We start from the raw sequence: 25,590 nt of genomic DNA on the forward strand, positions 1-25,590 counted from the left end.
CTCCAGACGAGCGAATGATGAATCCCGTGGGACCGCCGACGGTAACCCAAGATTTGTCTGAGAATGTCATCCTGACCACGGTGGATGATTTATACAACTGGACTCGCCTGTCTAGCTTGTTTCCCATGCTCTATGGGACTGCCTGTTGCTTCATTGAGTTCGCGGCCCTGATTGGTTCTCGCTTTGATTTCGACCGCTTTGGCTTGTTGCCCCGGTCGAGTCCCCGCCAGTCGGACCTGATTATCACCGCTGGCACCGTCACGATGAAGATGGCTCCAGCACTGGTACGCCTCTATGAGCAGATGCCGGAACCGAAGTACGTCATTGCTATGGGAGCCTGCACTATTACTGGGGGCATGTTCAGCAGCGACTCTCCGACCGCTGTGCGGGGGGTGGATAAGCTAATTCCGGTGGATGTGTATATTCCCGGCTGCCCGCCCCGCCCTGAGGCCATCTTTGACGCCATCATCAAGTTGCGGAAAAAGGTGGCCAATGAGTCTATGTCAGAGCGCGATCGCTTAGTCCAGACCCACCGTTACCATCAGGTCACCCATAAGCTGAAACCCGTTCCCCCTATTCTGACGGGGGAATATCTGCGCTCCGGCACAAGGGAAGCCCCTTCGAAGGAGTTGATGGCGGCGATGGGAATGCCGGTGAACCCAGCGCTGGAGCAAGCTGAGGAGGAAGTGAGCAATGGCTGAGGAGAAAACAGCCCCCCAGGGGACAGAGCCGGAAGCCAGTGAAACTGGCTCCATTGTCGAAGCTGGGGACGTGTCTAAATGGTTGACGGAAAATGGCTTTGGCCACGAGATTCTAGAGCCAGATCACCTCGGCGTTGAGGTCTTGAAGGTTGAGCCCCAGTTCCTGATTCCCTTCTGTACGGCGCTGTATGCTTACGGATTTAACTATCTCCAATGCCAGGGAGCCTATGACGACGGGCCGGGGGAAGCGCTGGTCAGCTTTTATCACCTGACGAAGGTGGATGACAATGCTGATCACCCGGCGGAGGTTCGGGTCAAGGTGTTCTTGCCTCGGGATAATCCCAGGGTGCCTTCGGTGTACTGGATCTGGAAGGCGGCGGACTGGCAAGAGCGAGAAAGCTATGACATGTATGGCATTTTCTATGAGGGCCATCCAAATCTAAAACGGCTACTGATGCCGGAGGACTGGGTGGGCTGGCCCCTGCGAAAGGATTACATCTCGCCAGATTTCTACGAACTCCAAGACGCCTATTAAGGGACTTTCGAGGAGCCTTAGAGGGTGTTTGATCGCTATGCCTGCTACCTAGTCGATGCAAAATCCTGAAACCCTCGATAACGAGTAGTGCTGTGTGCCTTCAAGAGGCGCGGTTATACATACCGCGCCTCTTGATCTATCCGCACCTTTTAGATCGGGAATATTGAGATCGGGAATATTGGACTGATAAGCATGGACAGCGCCGTACACAACAAGCTGGTCTCCCTGATCTGGTCGATCGCCGACGATTGCCTCCGCGATGTCTATGTACGAGGCAAATACCGCGATGTTATCCTCCCCATGTTTGTGCTGCGGCGGCTCGACTGCCTGCTAGAGGTCACAAAAGATGCCGTAATGGAGGAGGTGCGCTTCCAGACGGAAGAAGTGGGCCTGACTGAATTTGACCCTGAGGCTCTGAAGCAAGCCTCAAGCCACGTTTTCTACAACACCTCAGACTGGACTCTGAAGAAGCTGGTAGAAACGGCCTCCAACAATCGCCAGATCCTAGAGGCCAACTTCAAAGCCTACTTAGATGGCTTCAGCCAGAACGTCAAAGAGATTATCGACAGCTTCTACCTGCGCGACCAGATTCGGCGCATGGTGCAGGCTGATGTGCTGCTCGACGTGCTGGAGAAGTTCACCAGCCCCAACATCAACTTCAGCCCCCACGACACCACCGATCCGGATGGGCGCAAGCTGCCGGGGTTGAGCAACCTGGGCATGGGCTATGTGTTCGAGGAGCTGATCCGTAAATTTAACGAAGAGAACAACGAAGAAGCCGGGGAGCATTTCACCCCCCGCGAGGTGATCAAGCTGATGACTCACCTGTTGTTTATGCCGGTGAAAGACCAGCTTCCCCCAGTGATGCTGATTTACGACGGAGCCTGTGGGTCAGGGGGAATGCTCACCGAGTCCCAGAACTTCATCAACGACCCGGAAGGCGGCATCAAGTCGGATACCAAGGTTTACCTCTACGGCAAGGAAGTCAACAGCGAAACTTACGCCATTTGCCAGTCGGACATGATGATCAAGGGCAATAGCCCAGAAAACATCAAGTTCGGCTCCACCCTGGCAACGGATGATTTCGGCGACATGCGCTTCGACTTCATGCTAGAAAATCCGCCCTATGGCAAGTCCTATAAGGCCGACCAGAAATACATCCTGGATGGCAAGGAAGTGCTGGATCAGCGGTTTGTCGTGCCCCTGAAAAACTTCTGGGGTGAAACCACCCTGGAACCAGCAATCCCCCGGTCTTCTGACGGACAACTGCTGTTCCTGATGGATATGGTCAGCAAAATGAAGCCCCTCAGCCAGAGCCCCCTCGGTTCCAGGGTGGCCTCGATCCACAACGGGTCATCGCTGTTTACGGGGGATGCGGGCAGTGGGGAGAGCAACATTCGCCGCTACATCATCGAGAACGACTGGCTGGAGGCGATCATCCAGTTGCCCCAGAACCTGTTCTACAACACAGGCATTTCGACCTATATCTGGGTGTTGTCGAACCACAAAGCCCCGGAGCGCAAAGGTAAGGTGCAGCTCATTGACGCTTCGGAGCTATACCAGAAGCTGCGGAAGAACCTGGGGGCGAAGAACTGTGAGTTTGCCCCTGAGCACATTGAGCAGATTACCCGCCTGTATCTGGACCTGGTGGATCAGCCAACGCTGCCCCCCAATGGGGACGGCGAACAACCGCCCCGCCCGATCTCGAAGGTGTTTCGGAATCGAGACTTTGGCTTTTATAAGGTGACGATTGAGCGCCCATTGCGGCTCTCGGCCCAGTTCACGCCAGAGCGGGTGGCGGCGCTGCGGTATGCGCCAGCGCTGGCGGAGGTGATGGCGTGGGCCTATGGCAAGTGGGGCGACGATATCTACACCACTCTGGCTGAACACAAGCAGGTAATTGAAGACCACCTTGAGAAGGAAGAAATCAGCCTGAATCCGAAGAACCGTAAGGCTTTGTTTACCCCTAAGACCTGGACGGCCCAGCGGGAACTGATGCAAGCGGCTGAGCAGCTTATGGAGTCGATCGGGCAGGATGAGTGGAGCAATTTCAACGCTTTTTCAGAAGCGGTGTCGGACTCGCTGAAGGAGCTGGGGCTGAAGCTGTCGGCCAGTGAACAGAAGCAGATCTTCAATGCCGTGACCTGGCGGGATGAGTCGGCGGCGAAGGTGGTAAAGAAGGCCCACAAGCTGAAGGGCGAGAAGTTGGCGGCGCTGCTGGCGGCGTTGGACACGACGGCGGCGCACCTGGCGGACTTTGGCTACTGGCCCACGGAGCAGGCCGGGGTGTGGATTGAGTATGAGACCGACAGCGAGTTACGGGATACGGAAAGCATTCCGCTGAACTATGCCCACTCTTCGAGAAGCGCAGAGCGCTACACCCCCAACCCCTCTCCCAACGTTAAGAGAGGGGGGCAACAAATCCATCACTACTTTTTGCAGGAGGTGCGGCCCCATGTGGGGGATGCCTGGATTGACCTGGACAAGACTCAGATTGGCTATGAGGTTAACTTCAACAAGTATTTCTACCAGCACAAGCCGTTGAGGAAGTTAGAGACGGTGGTTGAGGAGATTTTGGCGTTGGAGGAGAAGACGGAAGGGTTGTTGAAGCGGTTGGTGAGCTTTGGGATGGTAGCCGATGGCTAGGGATTTGTTTCATGATTTAGTTAGATCTGCGCTGGAAGCTGAGGGCTGGACGATCACCGACGATCCCTATGAAGTTAGGCTCGATCGCAGCAAGTTTCAAATTGATTTGGCCGCAGAACAAATCATTGCAGCAGAAAGGGATAGTACTAAAATTGCGGTTGAAATCAAGAGTTTTCTGAGTCCATCAGTTGTCACAGACTTTTATGCCGCATTGGGTCAATTTTTAAGTTATCGCTTGGTTTTGCAAGAGGTAGAGCCACAACGAATTCTTTATCTGGCTGTTCCTGTCGATAGTTATGATCGGTTTTTTTAATCTAAATTTGCTCAGTTAGCCTTACATGAATATCAACTGAAGTTGGTTGTCTATGATTCCGAAAAAGGAGACATTGTAGAATGGATAAGTTAACGATTTATCGTCAGCATATCAAAGCTTTGCTATCCCAGTATGCAGGTTGGGGTAAATCCAAGAAGCCGTATGAATCACAACTTCTATTTGATGAGACACATGACCATTATTTATGGTTAGATGTGGGCTGGGATGGATCCAAGCGGATTTATCATCCGGTCATGCATTTTGATATTAAGGATGAAAAAATCTGGCTACAGGAAAATATGACGGATTTGAATCCGGCTGCGGATCTGGTGGATATGGGTGTGCCAAAGGCGGACATTGTGTTGGGCTTACAACCACCGTATAAGCGACCCTACACTGACTATGGGGTGGCGTGAACGGGGATAAGTCACCAACTTCTCTATAGGTGTCAATGAGCTTTTTACCCCTTGTAATTTTGGGATGTTGTGGGAGAAAGACTAAGTGGTTTGCCTTGGGTTCTACAACAAGCAGCACAAGCCGTTAAGGGATCTGAAAACGGTGATTGAGGAGATTTTGGTGTTGGAGGAGAAGACGGAAGGGTTGTTGAAGCAGTTGGTGAGCTTTGAAAATTCGGGTGTTTAGGGATGGAGGGAAAACGATTTTTCTGCTCGTATTTAGGAGAGGAACAGTGATATGGACAAAAACTTAACCTTTCGCTACGACCGCGTGGGAGACATCCTCTATATCGATCTGTGCCCTCCCTATGCGGAGCAGGAGTCTGAGGAAATCGGGGATGAAATTATTGCCCGGTTCAACCCAGAGTCAAATGCGATAGAAAATTTAGAGATTTTGTTTTTCTCGCAACGCTTTGCTGATAAGCCGTTATTTGAGTTGCCAATCTTAGCTGATTTCAAGTTGGCGAGTCAAGTTTCAAAGCCCTGCCTGATATCGCAGTTACGCCGAGGGGAAGTTGCTGCCAATCCTGATCTATTCACAAACCACGATCGCCCGTTTTGAATAATGCCCACAGTTTTAAGAATTGGTGCCTATCGTTTTTATTTTTACAGTCATGAACCCAACGAACCACCCCATGTGCATGTTGATCGTGATGCGTCATCCGTCAAGTTTTGGTTAGAGCCAGTGAGTTTAGCGAAAAACCTAGGATTTAGCGCAAAAGAGTTGCGCAAGCTAGGAGGGTTGGTTCAAGAGCATCAAGCAGAATTATTGGAGGCGTGGCATGGCTACTTTGGCAATTCAAACGGATGAGCGGGTGAAGGCGGTGAGTTTCACGGAGGATGCCATCAGCGTAGGGCTAATGGATGGGCGCATCATTACGGTGCCGCTGGTGTGGTATCCGCGCTTGCTGCACGCTACACCAGAGCAGCGGAAAGGCTGGGAAATTTGTGGTGGTGGCTATGGGTTGCACTGGGAAGCGATTGATGAAGACCTGAGCACGGAAGGAATGCTGCGGGGTGCGCCTGCGCCCGGTGCGGTGGGGGAGGTGGAGTGATGCCGACGTTTCCAAGGTATGAGAGTTACAAGGATAGCGGGGTTGAGTGGTTGGGAGAGATTCCGAATCATTGGAATTTTCACAAATTAAAGCATATTGCTAAAGTTCGGTTAAGCAATGTAGACAAGCACTCAAGAGCTAATGAGCTTCCAGTCAAACTTTGTAACTACACCGATGTCTATTATAGGAACTTTATTACCAGTGAAATTTCTTTCATGGAGGCTACTGCTACGGAAGAGCAGGTTCGTAGTTTTGCTCTAGAAAAAGGTGATGTTCTGATCACAAAAGACTCAGAATCATTCGACGATATTGCAGTTCCTGCATATGTTCCTGAAACACTGGCAAACACTATATGCGGCTATCATCTGGCACATATAAAACCGACTTATATGGAGGGTAGCTATCTATTTAGAGCTTTTCAAGCCGAAGGAATTTCGTCACAGTTTAGAGTGTCTGCCAATGGAATAACAAGGTTTGGAATCGGCAAAAGTGCAATTAATGATGCAATTTTCCCACTTCCTCCCGTTGAAGAACAGAAGCGGATTGTTGAGTTTTTAGATCGCACTACCACCGAGATAGACCGTGCCATTTCCCAAAAACAACGCCTCATCGAACTCCTGCAAGAACAAAAAGCGATCGTCATCAATCAAGCCGTTACCCAAGGGCTAAACCCAAAAGCATCAATGCGTGATAGTGGCCTCAATTGGCTGGGGTCGATTCCTCCGCATTGGGATGTCCGGCGAGCCAAGTTTCTCTTTAGAGAAGTAGATGAGCGTTCTCAGACTGGAACTGAAGAACTGCTCTCTGTTTCTCATATGACGGGAGTAACACCGCGATCAGAGAAGAACGTTTACATGTTCATGGCAGAAGACTACACAGGTTCCAAACTCTGCCGAAAAGACGACTTAGTTATCAATATTATGTGGGCCTGGATGGGTGCATTAGGCGTTTCAGACCGAATTGGAATTGTCAGTCCCTCCTACGGAGTCTTCAGGCAGATGGAGCCAGACACCTTTAATTCTTGGTATCTAGAGCATCTATTACGCAGCACGGAGTATGTTGCTCAATACAACAGAATCTCAACAGGCTTGCATTCATCTAGACTTCGGCTCTATGCCCATATGTTCTTAGGTATGGAAATCCTCTTGCCACCTAAGAAAGAGCAGGATCGGATTACATCAGTAACTCTTGAAAGAACGCGGCAAATTGACGAAGCCATTAACTCTATTGAGTCTGAAATAACCACTCTAGGAGACCTTCGCTCAATCCTTATCTCCAAAGCCGTAACTGGAAAAATAAAAGTCTGAGGGCGAAATTATGGTCAATCAAACCAATCAAGACATTCCCCTCACCGCTGTTAGAAGAAAATAGGAGGAAACCCTGATGGTCAATTCATCTCTGGATACCCAAGTTCGCTATGTCACCAACGCCGCTGGCAAAACCACCGATGTGTTGGTGCCCCTGGAATTGTGGCAACAGCTCATTCACGCCCTGCAAGATCCTGATAGTGGTCTGGCCTGGATCGATGAGCACGAACCCAACGCGAAAATTCTGGCAGATTTGCAAACCTCGCTTCAACAAGCTGCCGCAGGGCAGACCTTTCCGGTTGCTCAGCTTTGGGATGATTTGGATGACGAGCCATGACGAACGTTCGATTTACGTCGAGTTTTAAGCGTCGTCTCAAAGGGCTTAAAAAACGCTATCGTCAAGTTCAAGCCGATCTACAGCCGATTATTCGAGAACTCGAACAAGGCCACCTCATTGGTGATCAAGTTTCTGGAGCCACTTCTACAGTTTTCAAAGTACGTGCCAAGAATAGCGATATTCCCACAGGCAAAAGTGGCGGGTATCGGATTATCTACCAGGTGCTTTCTCCCGAAAACATTCTGCTGCTGCTCGTTTATGCTAAATCCGACCAGGCCGATGTCAGTATGGGAGAGATCGAAACTGCTATTGCCAAAGCTCTAGAAGAGTGAAGAACCTATGATCAGCCAAACCAACGAACAAGCCCTTACTGCTGTAATGGTTCTCCAAACCTTGCGATCGCAGCCCAACCTGTTCACCCAATTCAAAATCAAAACCCTCGCCCTCTTCGGCTCCACCGCCCGCAACGAAGCCACCGACACCAGCGACCTCGATTTTTTGGTGGAATTTGAAGGATCTACCACCTTCGACCTCTATATGGATCTGAAATTTTTCCTGGAAGACCTGTTTGAGAAAAACGTCGATTTAGTCACCAAGGGTTCTCTCAAGCCGCAGATTGCCGACATCGTGCTAGCGGAGGCGATCAATGTCGCCTAAACTGACGCTTTACCTCAATAACATCCTCAAATGAACAAGCCTTGGCAAGACATATCGAGCAGTCCGACTAAGATAGAAACACCGTAGGAAAGGCCAGCCGATGGTTCAACTCCAGCCCGAACGACTCAAGCCCCCCTCCCCAGACCAGCGCATTGTCCACTCCGGCATTACCTGGCAGCAATTCAAGCTGATTCAGTCGGGCTTTGGCGATACCCGCAACGTGCGCCTGTTTTACTACAACACCACCGTCGAAATCATCATGCCGGGGCGCGATCACGAATTTTTCAAATCCATTATTGGCTTTCTACTAGAGCTCTTTTGTCTAGAAACAGGCACCGAATTTGAACCCCTGGGCTCCACCACCCAAGAGCGAGAAGGCGAAGCCTCCGCCGAACCGGATGAGTCCTACTGTTTTGGCGCATCTAAGCCCACCCCCGATTTAGTCCTTGAAGTGATTGTTACCAGCGGTAGCATCAAGAAACTGAACCTCTATCAAGTGTTGAACATCCCCGAAGTTTGGTTTTGGGAAGATGGCGTGTTCAGCCTCTATCGGCTGCGAAGTTCCGAATATGAGGCAATCAGCCAAAGCGAAATTCCAGAACTGGAAACACTGGATATTGAACTGCTCACCCGCTGCGTGTTGATTGCCGAAACTTCCCGCCTTGATGCCGCTAATATCTTCCGCAATGCACTGAAGTCTAAATGATCCCCTGCTCTATTAAGTTTTGAGGCTGGTTTGCCATGACCGTCACCCCCTACAAATGGACATTGGATCGCTACCATCAAGCGATTGATGCAGGTTTGTTTGACGACCAACCCATAGAGCTACTCCGGGGAGACCTCATCGTTACGCCGCCAGAGGGAAAACTCCATGCCTACTACAACAGTGAAGTAGGGGACTATTTGCGGGCACTGCTGGGCAGTCGAGGTAAAATCCGTGAAGCTCATCCCATTACCCTCCCAAACGACTCCGAGCCCATTCCTGACCTAGCAATTGTGAAGCCCCTAGGGGCGGTATACCTAGAGCATCACCCCTACCCTGGCGATATTTTCTGGCTGATCGAATTTTCCAAAGCCACCCTTAGCCCAGATCTCACCGTCAAGCGTGCGATTTATGCCGAAGCGGGGATTCCTGAATATTGGGTAGTGAATCTGAACCACAAAGAACTGAACGTCTTCCGAGACCTAGACAACGGTCACTACACCATTGAAGAGACCTACACCACAGGCCATGTTTCTCCCTGTGCGTTTACCAACATTGAAATTTCTGTGCAACGCCTGATGAATCCCTAGTCGAGATCAGCCCTATGGTCAGCAAAACCAATGAACGAGCGCTGGAAGATTGCATCGAAGCTGCATTGGTGGAGGGTGCCCGCTATGAAAAGGGCGACCCGGCTGACTTTGACCAGGAGTTTGCCTGCGATCGCGAGAAATTCTGGCGCTTCCTGGAAACCACCCAGCCCGAACAACTGGCCAAGGTGCAGGATCAGCCCAACTGGCAGCGGCTAATTCTGGAGCGCTTTCACCGCAAAGTCAAAAAAGACGGCATCCTCTCAGTGCTGAAAAAGGGCATCGCCATCAACGATGCCGACTTTACCCTGCTCTACAGCCTGCCCTACAACGACGCCAACCCTACCATCCGCGAAAACTTCGATCGCAATATCTTCTCCGTCACCCGCCAGGTTCACTACTCCGAAAGCAACCCTGGCCTGTCCATCGACCTGGTGCTGTTTATCAACGGCATGGCGATCGCCACGATGGAACTCAAAAACCCCTGGTCTGGCCAGACCGTCTACCACGCCAAAAAGCAATACTGCCAAGACCGCGACCCCAAAGAAACCCTGCTCAACTTTGGCCGCTGCCTCGTCCACTTCGCCGTAGACCCCGACGAAGTCTGGATGACCACCAAACTGGCCCAGGACAAAACCTACTTCCTCCCCTTCAACCAAGGCTGCAACTACGGCAAAGGCAACCCGCCGAATGTGGGGGCCGACGGCACATCGGGCGGCCACAAAACCGCCTACCTGTGGGAAGACGTGCTCACCCGCGCCAGCCTCGCCACCATCATTGAGCACTTCGTCCTGCTAGAGGGGGACAAAAAAGATCCCCTCCCCAAAAAGACCCTGATCTTCCCCCGCTACCACCAGCGCGATGTGGTGCGACAGTTGCTCAGCCATGCCAAAACCCACGGCCCTGGCCAGAAGTACCTGATTCAGCACTCCGCAGGTTCCGGCAAGTCCAACTCCATCACCTGGACCGCCTACCAACTGATCGAACTCTACCCCGATGGGGCCGACCGACCCCTGTTTGATTCCGTCGTGGTGGTCACCGATCGCCGCATCCTCGACAAACAACTGCGGAACAACATCAAAGACTTTTCCGAAGTCAAAAACATTGTCGCCCCTGCCTTCAAATCCTCTGACCTGAAAGCCGCGCTGGAGCAGGGCAAGAAAATCATCATCACCACCATCCAGAAATTTCCCTTCATCGTCGATGGCATCGAAGACATGGGCGGTAAGAACTTTGCCGTGATCATTGACGAAGCCCACTCCTCCCAGAGCGGCCTTGCTGCCGACAAAATGAACATGGCCCTGGGCAACGATGACAACGATGACAACGATGACGACGAGCCCGAAGACAACCAGGATCGCATTCTCAAAGTGATGGCAGGCCGCAAGATGAGCCCCAACGCCTCCTTCTTCGCCTTCACCGCCACCCCCAAAAACACCACCCTAGAGAAATTTGGCCAGCCCACCCCAGACGGCGGCTTCGAGCCCTTTCACCTGTATTCCATGAAGCAGGCGATCGAAGAAGGCTTCATTCTAGATGTGCTGGCCAACTACACCACCTACCGCAGCTACTACGAGATTCAGAAATCCATCGAGGAAAATCCCGAATTTGAAACCGTCCGCGCCCAGAAAAAACTCCGGGAAAAAGTCGAAAACCACTACCTGACCATCAACACCAAAGCCAACATCATCGTTAACCACTTCCTGGAGAGCGTGGTTGCCCCCAAGCAGCTCAAAGGCAAAGCCCGAGGCATGGTCGTCACCCGCAACATTGAAGCCGCCATTCGCTATTTTTTCGCCATCCGCGACGGGCTCAAAGCCGCCAACGCTCCCTTTGGCGCGATCGTCGCGTTTTCCGGCAAAAAGACCATCGACGGCATCGAATACACCGAAGACAGCCTCAACGGATTCCCCAGCAAAGACATCGAAGCGAAACTCAAAACCGAAGACTACCGCCTGCTAGTAGTGGCCAACAAGTACCTCACCGGCTTCGATGAACCCTTGCTCTACGCCCAGTACATCGACAAGAAACTCCAGGGGGTGCTGGCGGTTCAGGCCCTCTCCCGGCTCAACCGCGCCCTCAACACGCTGGATAAGCGAGCACCTGTCGTTCTCGACTTCTTCAACACCGTTGAAGACATCAAAGCCGCCTTCGACCCCTTCTACACCTCTACCTCCCTGACCCAGCCCACCGATGTCAACGTCCTTCACGAACTCAAAGAGGCTCTAGATGATGTCGGGGTCTACGAATGGCATGAAGTCGAGGCATTTAACGAACTGTTCTTTGCCAAAGCCGATGCCGACCAGCTCAGTCCCCTGCTCGACACCGCTGCTGTCCGCTTTGAGGAAAACCTGGGACTAGAAGAAGAAGACAAGATCGACTTCAAAATCAAGGCCAAGCAGTTCGTCAAAATCTACAGCCAAGTGTCCTGCCTGGTGCCCTTCAACATCATTCGTTGGGAGAAGCTGTTCTGGTTCCTCAAGTTCCTCATCCCCAAGCTGACTGTCCACAGCCCCGATCAAGACCAACTCAACGACCTGCTCGACAGCGTTGACCTTTCCACCTATGGACTGGAACGCACCCGCGTCAACCACACTATTGGCCTGGATGATGCTGCCTCCGAAGTCGATCCCCAGAACTCCAACCCACGGGGCTACCGCGATCAGGAACCCCAGCGCGATCCCCTAGACGAGATTGTTGCCAACTTTAACCAGCGCTTCTTCGACGGTTGGGACGCTACCCCAGAAGAGCAGCGGGTGAAGCTGATCAATATCGCCCGCCATGTCGTGCAGAGCGACAGCTACCAAGCCCAGGTGGTCAATAACCCCGATGAGCAAAACCGCCGTCTGGCGCTGGAGCAACTGATTAAGCAAGCCATCAACCAAGAACGCCGCCGCGAGCTTGATCTCTACCGCAGCTACGCCACTGACCCCGACTTCCAACGGGCCTTAAACGCCAGCATCATGAACCTGCTATTTCAAACCGATCCACAGCAACTGGATGATCTGCTAGGTGCGTAGGCAGCTATATCGGTGTCATCTACAGTCCAGACTGACCCTTTTAAAACATCTTCTTGGGGACAAATTATTCTGGCTTCACCGCTAGAATCCGAATGCGGCGATAGTCGGCGAACCATTGTCCTTGTTGGTACAGTTGGGGGCGAAGCTGGGTTTCCATCTGGCGGAACAGGGTTTCCTGCTGGTCTGGTGAGAGATCGCAGAGAAATCGCTTGGCAAACATTGTGAGCCAGTTCACCAGACCCAGGTCTCCCTCTAGGGGAGTGGGGCGATCGCGGAGGGTGGCGAATTGGAGCTCAAAGCCTTGGGCCTCTAGGACTTGGGCATATTCTCCTATGGAGGGAAAATACCAGGGTGTTGCAGAGCTGGGACCATATCCCAGTGCCATCCGCCCCGCTGCTAGGGCCGTCAGCACTTGGCCCATATTGCCCTTGCCGCCAAACTCTGCGATAAAGCGGCCACTGGGCTTGAGGGCGGCCCAGACCTGAGCCACGACCTGATCTGCTGTGGGAATCCAATGGAGTACCGCGTTGGAGAAGATGGCATCTACGGGTTCAGCCAGGGTGAAGGTGCAGGCATCGGCGGTGCTGAAGGTCAGATGGGGGGTATTGATCTGGGCCTGGGCCACCATGGCGGGATCGGCATCAATACCTTGTACTCTGGCACCTCGGGCCGCGATCGCAGCTGTCAGTTGTCCCGTACCGCAGCCCAGATCCAAAATATGTTCGCCCGGTTGGGGGTTGAGCAAATCAATGAGATCTTGTCCCAATTGCCAGACAAAGGCGTGGGCATCTTGATATAGGTCCGTATCCCAGGTTTGGTTCATGGTGAAACTTATTCGTGGTGGGGCTCAAGGTGGGGAATTAGGGAGTGGGGTTTCTCCAGTCCGTGGGTTTCCATTAAGGTCTGATTGCCCATGATCCCTTGGGGACTGCCATCTGCGATGATGCCGCCTTCGTCAATGAGAATGACGCGATCGCAGATTTCCAGCAAAAATTCTAGATCGTGGGAGGCAATCAGCAGGGTTTCTGCCGACTGTTGCAAAAACTGAATCAGGCGGCGGCGGGTCCGCATATCTAAACTGGCGGTGGGTTCATCGCAGAGGAGGATATGGGGCTCCATGGCCAATAATCCTGCGATCGCAACCATTTGCTTCTCTCCCCCAGAGAGGTGATGGGGGGGGCGATCTGCCAGGGCGGTGAGGCCCGTCATCTGGAGCGCGGTCTTGACCCGTAGCTCTACCTCCGCCGCCGAAAGTCCCAGATTTTGCGGTCCAAAGGCCACGTCATCCCCCACGGAGGGAGAAAAGAGCTGGTCTGTCGGATCCTGAAACAAAAGCCCTACCTCGGGGTAGAACTGGCCAGGGTGTACCGCCTGACCCAGAAGTTCAATTTGCCCCGCCAAGGGTTTCAAGAGCCCACACAGCAATAGAAAGAGTGTGGTCTTTCCACAACCGTTGTGACCAATCAGGCCCACTCGCTCCCCTGGCTGCACGGTGAAGCTAACGTCCCGCAGCACCACCGCACTGTCGGGGTAGGCAAAGGTCACCCCCTGGAGGGAAAGTGCGACGGTCAGGGACCGGCCCAAAGGGTCCATCGCGGTAGCCTCTGGGTCTTGGAGGATGGTGGGTTTCAGGGTGGGGGGCATGGGTGGGGGAGTGGGGGAGTGGGGGTGTTGGGGAGTGGGGGAGTGATGGGGTATTGGGGTATTGGGGTGGGGATAGGAATTTTGAGTTTTGAGTTTTGAATTAAATATCCCGTTGTTGCCGGATGACCGATATTGGGGTAGGGGCGCGGAAACCGCGCCCAATGCAGGATGTCGCCGTAGGGGCGGGTTTAGCTCGTGTCTACTGGGAAATCCCAAATGGGAGGCTCAAAACCTGCCCTACCCAGTGCCGGGAAATTCAGGGTGGGAACCGCAAAACCTGCCCTACCCAGTGCTGGGAAATTCAGGATTGAGGTTGATGCCGTGAAAACCCGCTGACCGTCAGAATAACTGCTGGGTAGTGAGGAATACTTCGGCAATGACCAGTGCGATCGCGATCGCACTGGTCATTGTCGTTAGCCAGGGGGTAACGGCGTCTGGGGGCGGGCCATCGGTAGGGCGCTGGAGAGGACGTTGACCATAGCCCCGTAGGCCCATGGCTTTGTAAATCCGCTGCGATCGCTCATAGCTTCGTAGAAGTAGACTCCCCAACAGAGACGCCAGCCAGGACCACTGACGGCGAGTGGTTTGGGGGCGGTGACCGTAGCCCCGTAACCCCATCGCCTGTTGCATCGTAGCCAATTGGGCTGAGATATCGTACAGGTAGCGATAGGTGAGTAGGGCCATATCCGTAAGCAGAGACGGTATCCCCAAACGCCGTAATGCCTTCAAAATGTCTAGAAATGGCGTGGTTCCCAGCAAAATAAAGCCCGTCATTAAAATTGCCAGAAATCTTCCCGCCACTAGCCCCGCTGTTTGCAGCCCCTCTAGTCGTAGGGCCAGCCAGCCCCATTGCCAAAGAATTGTGCTGCCAGCGGTGAGGGGCAGCACCGCCACCGTAGCCACAATAAACAGACCAGGATAGGGCAACCGTCGCAGTAGATACCCCAGGGGCAACCCCGACAAGCCATAAAGTCCCAGCACTACCGCCAAGGCCACGGGCACCAGCACCAACTGGCGGAGGAGTGCCACGGCAAACATGAGGGCAAACAGGCTCAGGAGCTTGGGGCATACAGCCCAGCGGTGCAGGGGGGACTGACTGGGAATATAAAGATCTTGGTGGAGGGCGATCGCCATGGTTTATCCCTCTGCCTCCAAGAGTTCTGGCTTCACCCGCAGTAAAAACAGCGTCAGTAAAGTGGTGAAAGTACCCTCCACCAGCATCAGGGGAATATGGGCCAGCATTAGCCCCAGAATCGCCCGCCGCTCCGTCGTTAGGTCAAACTCCGCCGGAATTGTGAAAATCACCAACCCAAAGAAGATTAGGGCTGCCAGCCCTAGCCCAATTGCCCCCGCCAGGAAGCCAAACAGCCCCACCGACCAATTAGGGGACAGGGGCTTACCCAAGCTATGGCGCAGTTGAAATACCTGATAGGAAAGGAGGGCGGGGATGCCCATCATGACGGCATTCACCCCCAGGGTGGTAAGGCCCCCATGGCCGATTAAAATTGCCTGCAAAAACAGGCCAACTAAAATGGCGGGCCATGCGTACCAGCCCAGTACTGATCCTACGAGTCCGTTTAGAACCAGGTGGACACTGACCGGGGGTACGGGAATATTGATCGATGACCCCACAAAAAAAGCCGCCGCTAAAAGGGATGCTTTAGGCACCTGCGCAGTGGGATCCGGTCCTTGGCGGATCCGCCGTAGCACATACCAAGTACAGCCCCCAGCCATGGCATATCCCGCCGCACAGACTTGGGCCGATATCACCCCATCGGGAATGTGCACTAGCGCTTGCCTCGACGGAAGTAAAGGGCGGTACCGATACAGCCCCAGGTCACGGCCCCGGCCATAATGCCGCGTTGGAGCGGGCTGATGTTGCCCTCATTACGATAGGCGGTCGCCACCGTGCCGCCGGGGGATACGGGAATGACCAGAATGTCACCATGGCCTGCCTGTCGCACCGAAACCTCCCAATCACCGGGGGCATCGGGGACAAACAGGTAGCGTCCCTCCGCGTCGGTTTGGCTGGTGTGCCAAGGGGTTTGCAGATCGCTAGGGGCGTAGATTTGCACTTGAGCATTGGCGAGGGGATCACCGTTGTCGTAGGTGGCCTGGATTTCAATGGCTTCCCGCGATCGCGATTGAATGTGGGCACCATGGGCCAAGGTGGTGGCGGGGAAGCTCAGCACTCCCACCACTATGCCCCAGCCCAAAAGCCCTAGAGACAATCCCCGTTGTAGGTGTTTTCTGTACCCAAACCAGGTCACAAAGGGTTGTGTAGGTAGAGCCTGACCGGAGGCCAATCCCACAATTAAGACGCTTTTCTTCATGAATCAATTTGACAGTTCTGTTTCGGCGCAGTGACCTTCACCCACATGGCCCAGGCTCGGCAGAATGCCCAGCAACTGGTCATACTCCGCCGGGGCCAAGCCCGCCTCTAGGGCAGCGGCATCAACTGCCACTTTCCCATCCACTGCTAGAGCGGCGAAGGGGGCAAAGCCCAGTGCACCAGTATTAATGCCATCCTCGGGGGGTGCACCGCCATCTCCAAAGAGGTGATCGAAATGGAAGGTCATCTCTAAATCGGCAGTATCGTTGGCTGTCAGGATGCCCTTGCGCTCATCCCCAACAAAATCACCGCAGACGAACCCCAGGGGCTGGTTTAGCTCTAGTACAAAGTCCAGGGTTTCACCATCCTTGGTGGCGGTGCCCTGGAGCAGCAACACTTGTCCCATCGCTGGTCCCTCTGTCGCAGGCACCATTTTCCAAGACAGGGCATTGTAGCGACCTGCCGGAGCCTCTAGGGTGCCTACTAGGATGGTCTCCGCAGTTTCGTCCCCTTCCGCCAGATCGAGGGTGATGGGATCTGCGATCGCGATAGTTTTCTCCGCCTGGGGCACTCCCCCTGCTTCGGCATCAAAGGCGGGTTCACTCTGATAGGCCGTCACCTCCGCCACCGTCACATAGACATGGGCGAAGCTGATTTCCCAGCCATCCTTAGTGATAAACCCTTCCCGCACAAAGTCTTCACCGTTGGCGCGGATCTCCAACTGGCCCACCTCATCGTCAACCGTGCCCGCCTCAGCAGGCACATCACCGACTTCGGGAGTAGAGGGAGCAGAGCCACAACTCCACAGCAGCAGAGGCAGTGCAGTCAGGCAAGTTGCTTTGGCTAACAATCGACGGGTCATAGGCATCCTCAAGACAAGCGTTCTCTACAAGGGCAGTGGCTTTAAGTTAAGCGTCCCTACTTGTTTCAGTTCAATACCCAGGGGGGGGATTTTGCCCCCCCCAAAACGGGAAAGTTGCAGACAAACTCAAGAATTTTTCCGTTATCAGGGCTGGGCAACCCTGGCTGACGAAGCTCGTCCCCCCTCCATAGCCCAGGGACAGCCTGCCTAGAAAACCATATTTTTAGTACAAAAGAACTATTCTGGAGCTGCCGTTCTGGACAATGCTTCACAAATGCTTAATCCAGGTAAATCCTCCGCATGTTTTTAGAAACTCATCGAAAACTGCCTTATCAAAAGTTAACAGAGTTGATTATACTGGGGAGCGGATGAAGCGATAGGTAGAAATGCCCATCCGCCTCAGAGTGTTCCAGCTCAGCCCCTATCCCGGATCTGGATAGCAGCCTAAGTGTTAATCAGTCAGGGCCAGACCTTGTGCCTAAGCCAGGGAATGATTTTTAGATGGAATACTCTCAAGCGACACAGCCCCCTAAATCGATGCTTCCAAGCCACTGTCCATGAAACTCACGTGAAGTGTGATGATTAGCGAACAATTCCCCTGGTTAACGACGATTGTCCTCTTCCCGCTTCTGGCCAGCCTGCCCATTCCGCTCCTACCGGGCAGCAGCAACAAAACGGTACGGGTCTACGCCCTAGGTGTGGGTTTAACCGAACTGGCCCTAATTCTGTTTACCTTTGCTCGGTACTTTGCTCCCCAAGAGTCGGGACTACAACTGGTAGAGTCCTATACCTGGGTGTCTCAGATTGGCCTCAACTGGTCTCTTGGGGCAGACGGTCTCTCCATGCCCCTAGTGATTCTCAGCGGCCTCGTTACCACCCTTGCCATCGTGGCATCTTGGAACGTGAGCCTTAAGCCCCGTCTTTATTATTTCTTGCTATTGCTGATGTACAGCGCCCAGGCAGGGGTTTTCCTCTGTCAGGACATGCTCCTCTTCTTCCTCATGTGGGAGGTGGAACTGGTGCCCGTCTATCTGCTGATCTCCATCTGGGGCGGTCAGAAGCGCATGTATGCGGCAACTAAATTTATTCTCTACACCGCCATCGGCTCCATCTTTATCTTGGTGGCCGCTCTGGCCATGGCCTTCTACGGTGACGCCGTCAGCTTCAACTTCACTGAACTGGCCCTAAAGGATTACTCCCTGCCTTTCCAACTCCTAGCCTACGCCGCCTTCATCATTGCCTTTGGCGTCAAGCTACCGATTTTTCCCCTCCACACCTGGCTACCCGATGCCCACAGTGAGGCTCCGGCTCCGGTGTCAATGATTTTGGCTGGGGTGCTCCTGAAGATGGCAGGCTATGGCATCATCCGCATGAACATTGAGATGTTGCCCGATGCCCACGTGTACTTTGCCCCATTCCTCGCCATTCTCGGGGTGGTGAATATCGTTTACGCCTCCCTGACCGCCTTTGGCCAAGACAATCTGAAGCGCCGCATGGCCTACTCCTCCGTTGCCCACATGGGGTTTGTGCTGATTGGCTTCTCCGCCTTTACCACCATTGGCATGAGTGGAGCGCTGCTCCAGATGATCTCCCATGGTCTAATCGCAGCAGTGATGTTCTTCCTGGCTGGGGTGACCTACGAGCGCACCCACACGCTGGATATGACGAAACTGGGGGGTATGGCCCGCAAGATGCCCACGGCCTTCGCCTTCTTTACGGCGGCGGCAATGGCCTCTTTGGCCCTCCCCGGCATGAGTGGTTTCGTCAGCGAGATTGCGGTGTTCCTAGGCATGGCCACCAGTGATGTCTATTCCACCCCCTTCAAGGTGTTTGTGATTGTGGCGGCGGCGATTGGCGTTGTACTGTCTCCCATCTATCTCCTGTCTATGCTGCGTCGCATCTTCTACGGTGATAGCGGTGAGGTGGTGAGCCAAGTGCCCACGATGTTGGATATTCGTCCTCGGGAAGCTTTTGTAGCGGCCTGTCTGATTGTGCCTGTCATCGGCATCGGTCTCTATCCGAAACTGGCGACCGAAACCTTCGACGCGAAGACGGTCGCTCTGTCTAATCGGGTGCAGGACACGGTGATGCTGGTGGCAGAAAACCCCAGTCAGCCGATGTTCAGCGCCTTGACCGCCCCCCAACTTACGGCGTCGAATGGCGAACCTGACTGGGTGCGCGTCGATATGGTCACAATTGCTTACAACTAGCACTAGGTCTAAGCTCAGCAATAGGTTGGTCAGATCTAAGAATGAACTAAACCTTGTCCAACTTGAAACCTGGAGTTTGGGTCGAACCAGTAATAGGCTTGAGAATAGTCCAATTCCAGTTCCAGCCCTCAATGTTGCAAGTAGACTTTGAGAAGAAGTGGCATCAGACCCCTGAAAGCCTGAGAGAGGAAGCCTTGAAAGCCGACCATCCGCGAACGCGAGAACGCTTGTTGGCCCTCTATGAGATCACCCAAGGCTAGAGTGCAAGCCAAGTGGCGCGTGACAGTAAGCGAAATCCGCAAACAGTGATGGAGTGGGTTCACCGCTATAACAACAGCGGCCCTAAGGCTTTGGCCTACCAGCGTAGTGGAGGCCACCCCCCCTTTGTCTGATGAGGTCAGAGAGGGGATAGACCAGACGATTCGTCAGGCATTAGAGGCCGCAGCCACCCCACCCCAACAGCGCAGCGAGGAACCCTTACCGCGTTGGACCCTCAAACGTCTGGTGGGTTGGGTGAAAAAGACCTTTTCCATTTCTATAGCCCTTTCTACTCGTTTTTCGTAGCTAGTATTGCTGAAGCACGTTCTGTGATTCCTTCTCCAATTGCACTCTGTAGCCAGGGAGAGCTCTCTAGCATATCCGCAATCTCTGGCCAGAAAGATAGCGTTTTTTGGATTGCCTCGTATGCTACATCACGCAATCCAACTCCGATGGCATTCACCTTTCTTTCTAATCTTTCAAAATTGCCAAGTGTAACTGACTTGAAATCCCTCGACTTGGCGAATTTTAAGCCGAGATCTTCAGGTCTACCTAGTGGCCTGTAAATAGCTGTTGCTACTAAGTCATAGGCTGGAGAAAGAACTGGCCGACGTGGATCTGTATATAACAATGACCAGTTCTTTAAGTGAGCGTCACCATTGCCAATTACATAGTTAAATGCTAGTCTCCGAGCAAACTCAATCAGTGATTCACTATCATATTGACGGTAAATCAGAGCCGCAAGCGTCTCAAAGGTTCCTGTGTATTTTTTGGAAGGATAAAACCCTCGTACCTGGGCAAAATCTTCAATATGTACTAAATCTCTTGAGGCTGTTCGATCAAACCGACGAATTGCGTATGCCATATCTTCTGAAGCAGGCCACAGGTTGGCAGGTACACCTGATAGTTGATCTCGATGAACGAGACGGACTTCAGGAACATTTATACCTACCTTACGTGCAAGCTCAATCATTGAGAACTCATTTAGCGGTACATTTTGATATCTCTGATCTGGAAGCTTGACAATCCAATCTCCGCCTTCACCAATACCCGGTGCCGTAAATCTCTCACCCTTGCGAAGCATTGAGAACTTGAGTGCGACTCCTGCAAGGGAAAAGTGCCATAGGTCTTGTGAATCACTATCACCCTCTGTATCTGTGGCTACTTCACGCCTATTGGAATCAAATACTGTTTGATCAATTTCTGCTTCAGCGATCCGAACTGCTCCAGGAAGATCATGACCGACTTTGAGCAATAGATCCAATTCTTGATTTTCACTTACACCTTTGTCTTGAGCTATCCATTCACGAAGACGACCTTCTGGCAAAAGATTAGAGAACCATGGAGGTAAGCGCACCTTTGAGCGATAGATAGCAACTAAATCATCTTCAAACAAAAGTCCCAACACAGCCCGTTGGGGATCATTAATATAGCTGTCATTTAACTGAAATCGAATAATACCTTCATTTAGGGTAATACTGCCAACACGTTGTTCATACAGCCATACCCCATAATGGCGTTCAATTACGGTCATCAACTAGATCCTCTTCATCAAACGACTACTTCACGGCATAAGTTTGGCTATCGTCGTCGCGCAAGGCAGAGGCTTGCCACAAGCCTCTGCCTTGCGCGACAGTGGGCAGAAGATTTCTGCTGCCCGGTACTACTCTTCATCGTCTTCGTCAATAATTAACGAAGAAAGTGGAGGTGTATCTTCAAATGATGTCTCAGTCATAGAACTAAGGAAATCTTCTGCCAACTTGCGTAAGCGAACTTCTCGAAGCTCTAGAAAATGAGTGACATTTCCGTTAGTTAAACAGTCTTGTATTTCAGCATCAATAATGTGAGATTCCAATAGATCAGTCCAAGACGAATTTGTCATTGTTATTGGTTTATTCTTAAATACATCTCTTGCATATTCAACGGAATCTTCCACCGGAAAAATGAATCGATTTGCTGTTGACGTTTTTCCGCCACTGGGTTCTATGGTGGCAACTATATCTTTTGCTGTTTGTCTTCCTGCAAGAGTTCTTCCCAGTTCTTCCTGAAGGTAAAGGTCTCCAGTTAGAAAGGATCTAGGATTGTGAGACCACATTGCGCAAAGGAGAGTGCGAGTACTTGCTGAGGTACTTATAAAACTATGAAGATTAAGTGCTTTGAGCGTGCTATGCGAAACTGCCTCTAGTAAGGCTTGAACAGACTTGACTTCGTTATTTGGACTGATTTTGGAGCATAATACTCGGCTAGCTTTTGTCCAAGTACTAAATGCTTCTGGACCCACAATTACTGCACGCCAAAACCAACGCCTTAACAACTCGATATTACGTGGAGATGGCTGAGGATGATAAGCAAAGAAGCGCGTCAGAACAACAAGAAGGTAACGATAAGCAAGGAAGCTGAAATGGGGAACGCCAGCTTCATTCTGCAAAAAATGAACTGCATGAGATAAAGCTTTCTCACCTGCTCGGTATGCCTGTTCAGGTGTTTCTTCAGGAAACTCTCTGGAGACTGACTCTCGACTAAACTCTACACGAATATCTCGTGTAACATCGGAACCTCTGCGGGCCAAGATAGCGCTTAGAACCGTGACATCATCAATCTCACCAAATAGAAAAGTTGCATCAATATTTAAGACGATATCCGCTAGTGTCTGTGATTTGCCATTATCGCTTGCCCCCCCATGTAAGGCAGAAAAAACCTCTGCCCGAGTGAGGCGTTTCCCATAGTTATTCATGCGATCAAAGATGTCTCTCAGAACCTCTTCATCTTCTTGTTTGACAATGTAGGCAGGTATTGAATATTCTCGAATTGCTTTGGCAATTCTTGTGGCTTCTTCGAAATATTGCGTGGACTCAGGATGTTCACTGAACCATTTAAGAAGCTTCTGCAAATCAAAGATGGTAGAGAGCCCAATTACATGAGGTTTTTCGCCAACTGGCTTCACAAGTGTTTGGAGGGAAAGATCATAGGCAATTGCAAAGCGTGGATCAATAAATCCAGAATCCTGAAGTGCATTTGCAAGGCTAGTCAATCGTTGTTGTCCATCAACAACCCATAAAGCTTCATCTCTTCTAGAAGCAGAAATCTCTAATGCTCCTATTTTCAACGTCTCTTGCTGGGCAGGGCGAGCCCAAAGTAGCACACTACCAATTGGGTAACCTCGAGTAATACTATCCATAAGGCGCTTGACATCCTCCCACTGCCATCGAAATGGTCGTTGGAACTCGGGAATTCGTACACCCCCTGTAAGAACTTCATCGACCAGATCTTCAAGGGCAAAGGTTTTAGCGTTTGGCTTCCTAATTCGTGAATCTGCCATGGTTCGTTTTTGCGCCTTAAATTAAGACGGCAAGTTAAGCTTGCCTTGCTAATAATTGTTTTTTGAGAAGGCATACCTTGATTTTAGAGTGCCTATGTAGTTCTTCGCGAAGCAATGCACCGCAGAGAGGCTGTGTGGCCCTAGTTGATTGCGGTCAAACGGGTGGGGCGGAACCGCCGCAGGCGGAGGGCGTTGGTGACGACGGAGACAGAGCTGAAGGCCATGGCGGCTCCGGCGACGATGGGATTCAGGAGCCAGCCGGTGAAGGGATATAACACCCCCGCCGCGATGGGGATGCCCGCTACATTGTAAATAAAAGCGAAGAAGAGGTTTTGACGGATATTTTGCAGGGTGGCGCGGCTGAGTTGAATGGCGGTGACGATGCCCTGCAAGTCTCCAGAAATTAGGGTGATGTCGCTGGCCGCGATCGCAACATCGGTACCGGTGCCAATGGCCATACCCACATCGGCTTGGGCCAGAGCGGGGGCGTCATTGATGCCATCCCCTACCATGGCGACGACTTTGCCCTCCCGTTGCAGCGCTTGGATCTGGGCCGCCTTTTGGTCTGGACGCACCTCGGCAAAGACCCGCTGAATGCCTACGGATTCGGCAATGGCCATGGCCGTGGGACGGTTATCCCCCGTTAGCATCACCACCTCTAGACCCATGCGGTGCAGCGATCGCACCACCGCTGTCGAGGTGGGTTTGAGGGCATCGGCAATGGCCAGGATGCCTTCCACCTCGCCATCCACCGCGATTAAGGCTGTGGTTTTGGCCTCCCTTTCCCAGGCTGTCTGGCGGGCAGTCCAGGCTGTGATGTCGAAGCCGAGGTGATCAAACCAGTGCTGGGTGCCAACGTGGACCCAGCGATCGCGGATCCGCCCGCGCACTCCCATCCCCGCCACCGCCTCAAAGTCTTCCACCGGGGGCAGATCGGCTAGGGCAATTTCCTGGCGCTGGGCATACTGAACAATTGCTGCTGCTAGGGGATGTTCGGATACCCGTTCTAAAGCCGCCACCAGGGTCAACAGCTTGATCTCCTGGTGGTTGGCGGTGCCCAGGCGGGTGACGTAATGGGTCACGGTGGGCTGGCCCTGGGTGAGGGTGCCCGTTTTGTCCAGCACAATGGTCTGGATGCGGTGGGCCAGTTCTAAACTGCCAGCCCCCTTGATCAAAATGCCGTTCTCCGCCCCTTTGCCTGTGCCCACCATGATCGAGGTGGGAGTAGCCAGCCCCAGGGCACAGGGGCAGGCGATGATCAGCACCCCCACCGTGGCAATCAGCGCCAGTAGGGGATTGCCGGTGGTGTAGAACCAGATGATGAAGGTGAGTAGTGCGATCGCAATTACCACCGGCACAAACCACGCCGTCACCTGATCCGCCAACTTCTGAATCGGAGCCTTCGACCCCTGGGCTTCCTGCACTAATCGCACGATCTGGGCCAGCGTCGTATCCTTGCCGACCCGCGCTGCCCGGAACTGGAAGCTACCCGTTTTGTTCAGCGTCGCCCCAATCACCTCATCCCCAGGGGTTTTCAGTACTGGCAGTGACTCCCCCGTCACCATGGATTCATCCACACTGGATTGCCCCGTCAGCACCGCGCCATCCACGGGAATCTTTTCCCCAGGGCGCACCACGACGGTATCCCCCACCTGGACGTCCTGAATGGGAATGTCCTGCTCTTCGCCCCCCCGCACTACCCGAGCGGTTTTGGCCTGGAGCCCCATGAGCTGACGAATGGCAGCGGAGGTCTGACCCCGTGCCCGATTTTCCAAGAGTCGCCCCAGTAAAATCAGGGTGATGATCACGACGGCGGCTTCGAAATAGACCTCTGGCTGGAGTCCCTGGGCGAGAAGTACCCCTGGAAATAGGGTGGCAAAGACAGAGTATAGATAGGCGGTGCCCGTCCCCAGGGCCACTAGGGTATTCATGTCGGCGGATCGGCGTTGCACGGAATGCCAAGCACCGACGAAAAAGGATTGGCCGCACCACGCCATCACCGGGGTTGTTAGCACCCACTGCACCCAGGGGTTGTGGGGCCAGTGGGGCATCCAGGGCATATCCAACCCGGTCATGGCGGGCATAGATCCCACCACCAGCACCAGACTCACTGCCCCCCCTAGGATCAGCCGTCGTTGCAGGTGTCGTTGTTCCGCCCGGCGGGTGGTTTGCTCTTTGTCTTCCAGGGGCGCATCCCAAAAGTCCACTACTGGGGCTGCGCCATACCCCGCTGCGACCACAGCCTTTTGAATGGCATCTAGCCCGGTCTTTTTGGGACTGTACTCAACGGTGGCCTGGGCGGTGCCAAAGTTGACGTTGCAGTCAGTGACGCCGGGAACGCCCAGAATGGCCTTCTCGATGGACCGGGCACAGGCGGCGCAGCTCATGCCGCTCAGTTGAACGCGATCGCGGGTCATAACCAGCCCCTTTCCCTAGAGTGTGGCTGGCAGTTTGCAGATCTACCAGCCTCGATATCCTGAGCCTAGAATCTCTAGTCCACTGGAGAGTCAAGGGGGAAGTCAAGGGATACCAATAGGGATACAAATAAAGTTAAAGATAATCCTCTAAAGTCCGACCGGAATACCGGGGTTTATGGCAAGATAGCAAACGTGAGTGACTGCAAACGGTAGTCCGCTTTGTCTGTTCACC

The 25,590-nt window shown here is 52.9% G+C and carries 27 protein-coding genes; 18 read left to right on the forward strand and 9 right to left on the reverse strand.

Annotated elements, in window-relative coordinates:
* Nucleotides 1-14 precede the first annotated feature (14 nt).
* The 16 genes from LEP6406_RS0211945 (at nucleotide 15) to LEP6406_RS0212015 (ending at nucleotide 12,316) form a co-directional block, all read left to right on the forward strand.
* Nucleotides 15-701 carry an NADH dehydrogenase subunit K gene (locus LEP6406_RS0211945; protein WP_225886688.1) on the forward strand — a complete coding sequence of 229 codons (687 nt, stop codon included), beginning with the start codon at nucleotides 15-17 and terminating at the stop codon, nucleotides 699-701.
* Entirely contained in the window at nucleotides 694-1,236 is a 543-nt protein-coding gene (locus LEP6406_RS0211950) for an NAD(P)H-quinone oxidoreductase subunit J (RefSeq protein ID WP_008313096.1), read from the forward strand. The genes LEP6406_RS0211945 and LEP6406_RS0211950 overlap by 8 nt, the downstream gene beginning before the upstream one ends.
* A gap of 192 nt (nucleotides 1,237-1,428) precedes the next feature.
* On the forward strand, nucleotides 1,429-3,882 hold the full coding sequence (locus LEP6406_RS0211955; RefSeq protein WP_008313099.1) for a type I restriction-modification system subunit M: 2,454 nt from the start codon (nucleotides 1,429-1,431) through the stop codon (nucleotides 3,880-3,882).
* Nucleotides 3,875-4,195: a XisH family protein gene (locus tag LEP6406_RS27760; protein WP_008313101.1), complete on the forward strand. Its 321-nt coding sequence runs from the start codon at nucleotides 3,875-3,877 to the stop codon at nucleotides 4,193-4,195. The genes LEP6406_RS0211955 and LEP6406_RS27760 overlap by 8 nt, the downstream gene beginning before the upstream one ends.
* Before the next feature lie 80 nt (nucleotides 4,196-4,275).
* Nucleotides 4,276-4,611, forward strand: coding sequence for a XisI protein (locus tag LEP6406_RS0211965; RefSeq protein ID WP_008313103.1), 336 nt, complete (start codon nucleotides 4,276-4,278; stop codon nucleotides 4,609-4,611).
* Between the two features lie 85 nt (nucleotides 4,612-4,696).
* Entirely contained in the window at nucleotides 4,697-4,837 is a 141-nt protein-coding gene (locus LEP6406_RS32855) for a hypothetical protein (RefSeq protein ID WP_155834683.1), read from the forward strand.
* A 51-nt stretch (nucleotides 4,838-4,888) separates the two neighbouring features.
* The gene (locus LEP6406_RS27765; RefSeq protein ID WP_008313105.1) at nucleotides 4,889-5,212 is read left to right on the forward strand and encodes a DUF2283 domain-containing protein; all 324 of its coding nucleotides are present in this window, start codon (nucleotides 4,889-4,891) and stop codon (nucleotides 5,210-5,212) included.
* A gap of 3 nt (nucleotides 5,213-5,215) precedes the next feature.
* Nucleotides 5,216-5,461 carry a DUF4160 domain-containing protein gene (locus tag LEP6406_RS31195; RefSeq protein ID WP_008313107.1) on the forward strand — a complete coding sequence of 82 codons (246 nt, stop codon included), beginning with the start codon at nucleotides 5,216-5,218 and terminating at the stop codon, nucleotides 5,459-5,461.
* On the forward strand, nucleotides 5,433-5,705 hold the full coding sequence (locus LEP6406_RS0211980; RefSeq protein ID WP_008313109.1) for a DUF2442 domain-containing protein: 273 nt from the start codon (nucleotides 5,433-5,435) through the stop codon (nucleotides 5,703-5,705). Before LEP6406_RS31195 ends, LEP6406_RS0211980 begins: the two co-directional genes overlap by 29 nt.
* Complete coding sequence (locus LEP6406_RS0211985) at nucleotides 5,705-7,012, forward strand: restriction endonuclease subunit S (protein ID WP_008313111.1); 1,308 nt, start codon at nucleotides 5,705-5,707, stop codon at nucleotides 7,010-7,012. Before LEP6406_RS0211980 ends, LEP6406_RS0211985 begins: the two co-directional genes overlap by 1 nt.
* Before the next feature lie 76 nt (nucleotides 7,013-7,088).
* Nucleotides 7,089-7,349 (forward strand): hypothetical protein, encoded by a 261-nt coding sequence (locus LEP6406_RS0211990; protein ID WP_008313112.1) that lies wholly within the window; start codon nucleotides 7,089-7,091, stop codon nucleotides 7,347-7,349.
* Nucleotides 7,346-7,681 (forward strand): type II toxin-antitoxin system RelE family toxin, encoded by a 336-nt coding sequence (locus LEP6406_RS0211995; protein WP_008313114.1) that lies wholly within the window; start codon nucleotides 7,346-7,348, stop codon nucleotides 7,679-7,681. The genes LEP6406_RS0211990 and LEP6406_RS0211995 overlap by 4 nt, the downstream gene beginning before the upstream one ends.
* 7 nt (nucleotides 7,682-7,688) lie before the next feature.
* Nucleotides 7,689-8,006 carry a nucleotidyltransferase family protein gene (locus LEP6406_RS0212000; protein WP_008313116.1) on the forward strand — a complete coding sequence of 106 codons (318 nt, stop codon included), beginning with the start codon at nucleotides 7,689-7,691 and terminating at the stop codon, nucleotides 8,004-8,006.
* Between the two features lie 100 nt (nucleotides 8,007-8,106).
* Nucleotides 8,107-8,712, forward strand: coding sequence for a Uma2 family endonuclease (locus tag LEP6406_RS0212005; protein WP_008313118.1), 606 nt, complete (start codon nucleotides 8,107-8,109; stop codon nucleotides 8,710-8,712).
* A 35-nt stretch (nucleotides 8,713-8,747) separates the two neighbouring features.
* A complete protein-coding gene (locus LEP6406_RS0212010; RefSeq protein ID WP_008313119.1) occupies nucleotides 8,748-9,299 on the forward strand; it encodes a Uma2 family endonuclease in 552 nt (183 codons plus the stop codon).
* Between the two features lie 14 nt (nucleotides 9,300-9,313).
* Nucleotides 9,314-12,316 carry a type I restriction endonuclease subunit R gene (locus tag LEP6406_RS0212015; RefSeq protein ID WP_008313121.1) on the forward strand — a complete coding sequence of 1,001 codons (3,003 nt, stop codon included), beginning with the start codon at nucleotides 9,314-9,316 and terminating at the stop codon, nucleotides 12,314-12,316.
* Between the two features lie 64 nt (nucleotides 12,317-12,380).
* Here LEP6406_RS0212015 and LEP6406_RS0212020 read toward each other — a convergent pair whose 3' ends face one another.
* The 6 genes from LEP6406_RS0212020 to LEP6406_RS0212050 form a co-directional block, all read right to left on the reverse strand.
* On the reverse strand, nucleotides 12,381-13,139 hold the full coding sequence (locus LEP6406_RS0212020; RefSeq protein WP_008313123.1) for a class I SAM-dependent methyltransferase: 759 nt from the start codon (nucleotides 13,137-13,139) through the stop codon (nucleotides 12,381-12,383).
* An 8-nt stretch (nucleotides 13,140-13,147) separates the two neighbouring features.
* Nucleotides 13,148-13,960, reverse strand: coding sequence for an energy-coupling factor ABC transporter ATP-binding protein (locus LEP6406_RS0212025; protein ID WP_193364924.1), 813 nt, complete (start codon nucleotides 13,958-13,960; stop codon nucleotides 13,148-13,150).
* Between the two features lie 339 nt (nucleotides 13,961-14,299).
* Nucleotides 14,300-15,094: a cobalt ECF transporter T component CbiQ gene (cbiQ, locus tag LEP6406_RS0212035; RefSeq protein WP_008310536.1), complete on the reverse strand. Its 795-nt coding sequence runs from the start codon at nucleotides 15,092-15,094 to the stop codon at nucleotides 14,300-14,302.
* A 3-nt stretch (nucleotides 15,095-15,097) separates the two neighbouring features.
* Nucleotides 15,098-15,748, reverse strand: a complete 651-nt coding sequence (cbiM, locus tag LEP6406_RS0212040; protein ID WP_008310534.1) for a cobalt transporter CbiM — start codon at nucleotides 15,746-15,748, stop codon at nucleotides 15,098-15,100.
* Entirely contained in the window at nucleotides 15,748-16,293 is a 546-nt protein-coding gene (locus LEP6406_RS0212045; RefSeq protein WP_008310532.1) for a carboxypeptidase-like regulatory domain-containing protein, read from the reverse strand. The genes cbiM and LEP6406_RS0212045 overlap by 1 nt, the downstream gene beginning before the upstream one ends.
* A 3-nt stretch (nucleotides 16,294-16,296) precedes the next feature.
* Nucleotides 16,297-17,154 (reverse strand): hypothetical protein, encoded by an 858-nt coding sequence (locus LEP6406_RS0212050; RefSeq protein ID WP_008310530.1) that lies wholly within the window; start codon nucleotides 17,152-17,154, stop codon nucleotides 16,297-16,299.
* Nucleotides 17,155-17,732: 578 nt separating this feature from the next.
* Between LEP6406_RS0212050 and LEP6406_RS27770 the strand changes: the two genes are divergently transcribed.
* Both LEP6406_RS27770 and LEP6406_RS35625 read left to right on the forward strand, forming a co-directional pair.
* Entirely contained in the window at nucleotides 17,733-19,364 is a 1,632-nt protein-coding gene (locus LEP6406_RS27770) for an NAD(P)H-quinone oxidoreductase subunit 4 (protein WP_008310528.1), read from the forward strand.
* Between the two features lie 272 nt (nucleotides 19,365-19,636).
* Entirely contained in the window at nucleotides 19,637-19,756 is a 120-nt protein-coding gene (locus tag LEP6406_RS35625) for a hypothetical protein (RefSeq protein WP_409978142.1), read from the forward strand.
* 155 nt (nucleotides 19,757-19,911) lie between these two features.
* On the opposite strand, the gene LEP6406_RS0212070 is transcribed toward LEP6406_RS35625, so the two are convergent.
* The 3 genes from LEP6406_RS0212070 to LEP6406_RS0212080 all read right to left on the reverse strand — a co-directional run bounded on the left by LEP6406_RS0212070 (nucleotide 19,912) and on the right by LEP6406_RS0212080 (nucleotide 25,358).
* The gene (locus LEP6406_RS0212070; protein WP_008310526.1) at nucleotides 19,912-21,156 is read right to left on the reverse strand and encodes a type II toxin-antitoxin system HipA family toxin; all 1,245 of its coding nucleotides are present in this window, start codon (nucleotides 21,154-21,156) and stop codon (nucleotides 19,912-19,914) included.
* Nucleotides 21,157-21,285: 129 nt separating this feature from the next.
* Nucleotides 21,286-22,941 carry a GmrSD restriction endonuclease domain-containing protein gene (locus LEP6406_RS0212075; protein ID WP_008310525.1) on the reverse strand — a complete coding sequence of 552 codons (1,656 nt, stop codon included), beginning with the start codon at nucleotides 22,939-22,941 and terminating at the stop codon, nucleotides 21,286-21,288.
* Between the two features lie 140 nt (nucleotides 22,942-23,081).
* Entirely contained in the window at nucleotides 23,082-25,358 is a 2,277-nt protein-coding gene (locus LEP6406_RS0212080; protein ID WP_008310524.1) for a heavy metal translocating P-type ATPase, read from the reverse strand.
* Between the last annotated feature and the right edge of the window lie 232 nt (nucleotides 25,359-25,590).

This window comes from Leptolyngbya sp. PCC 6406, assembly GCF_000332095.2.
Classification (GTDB): Bacteria; Cyanobacteriota; Cyanobacteriia; order Phormidesmidales; family Phormidesmidaceae; genus PCC-6406.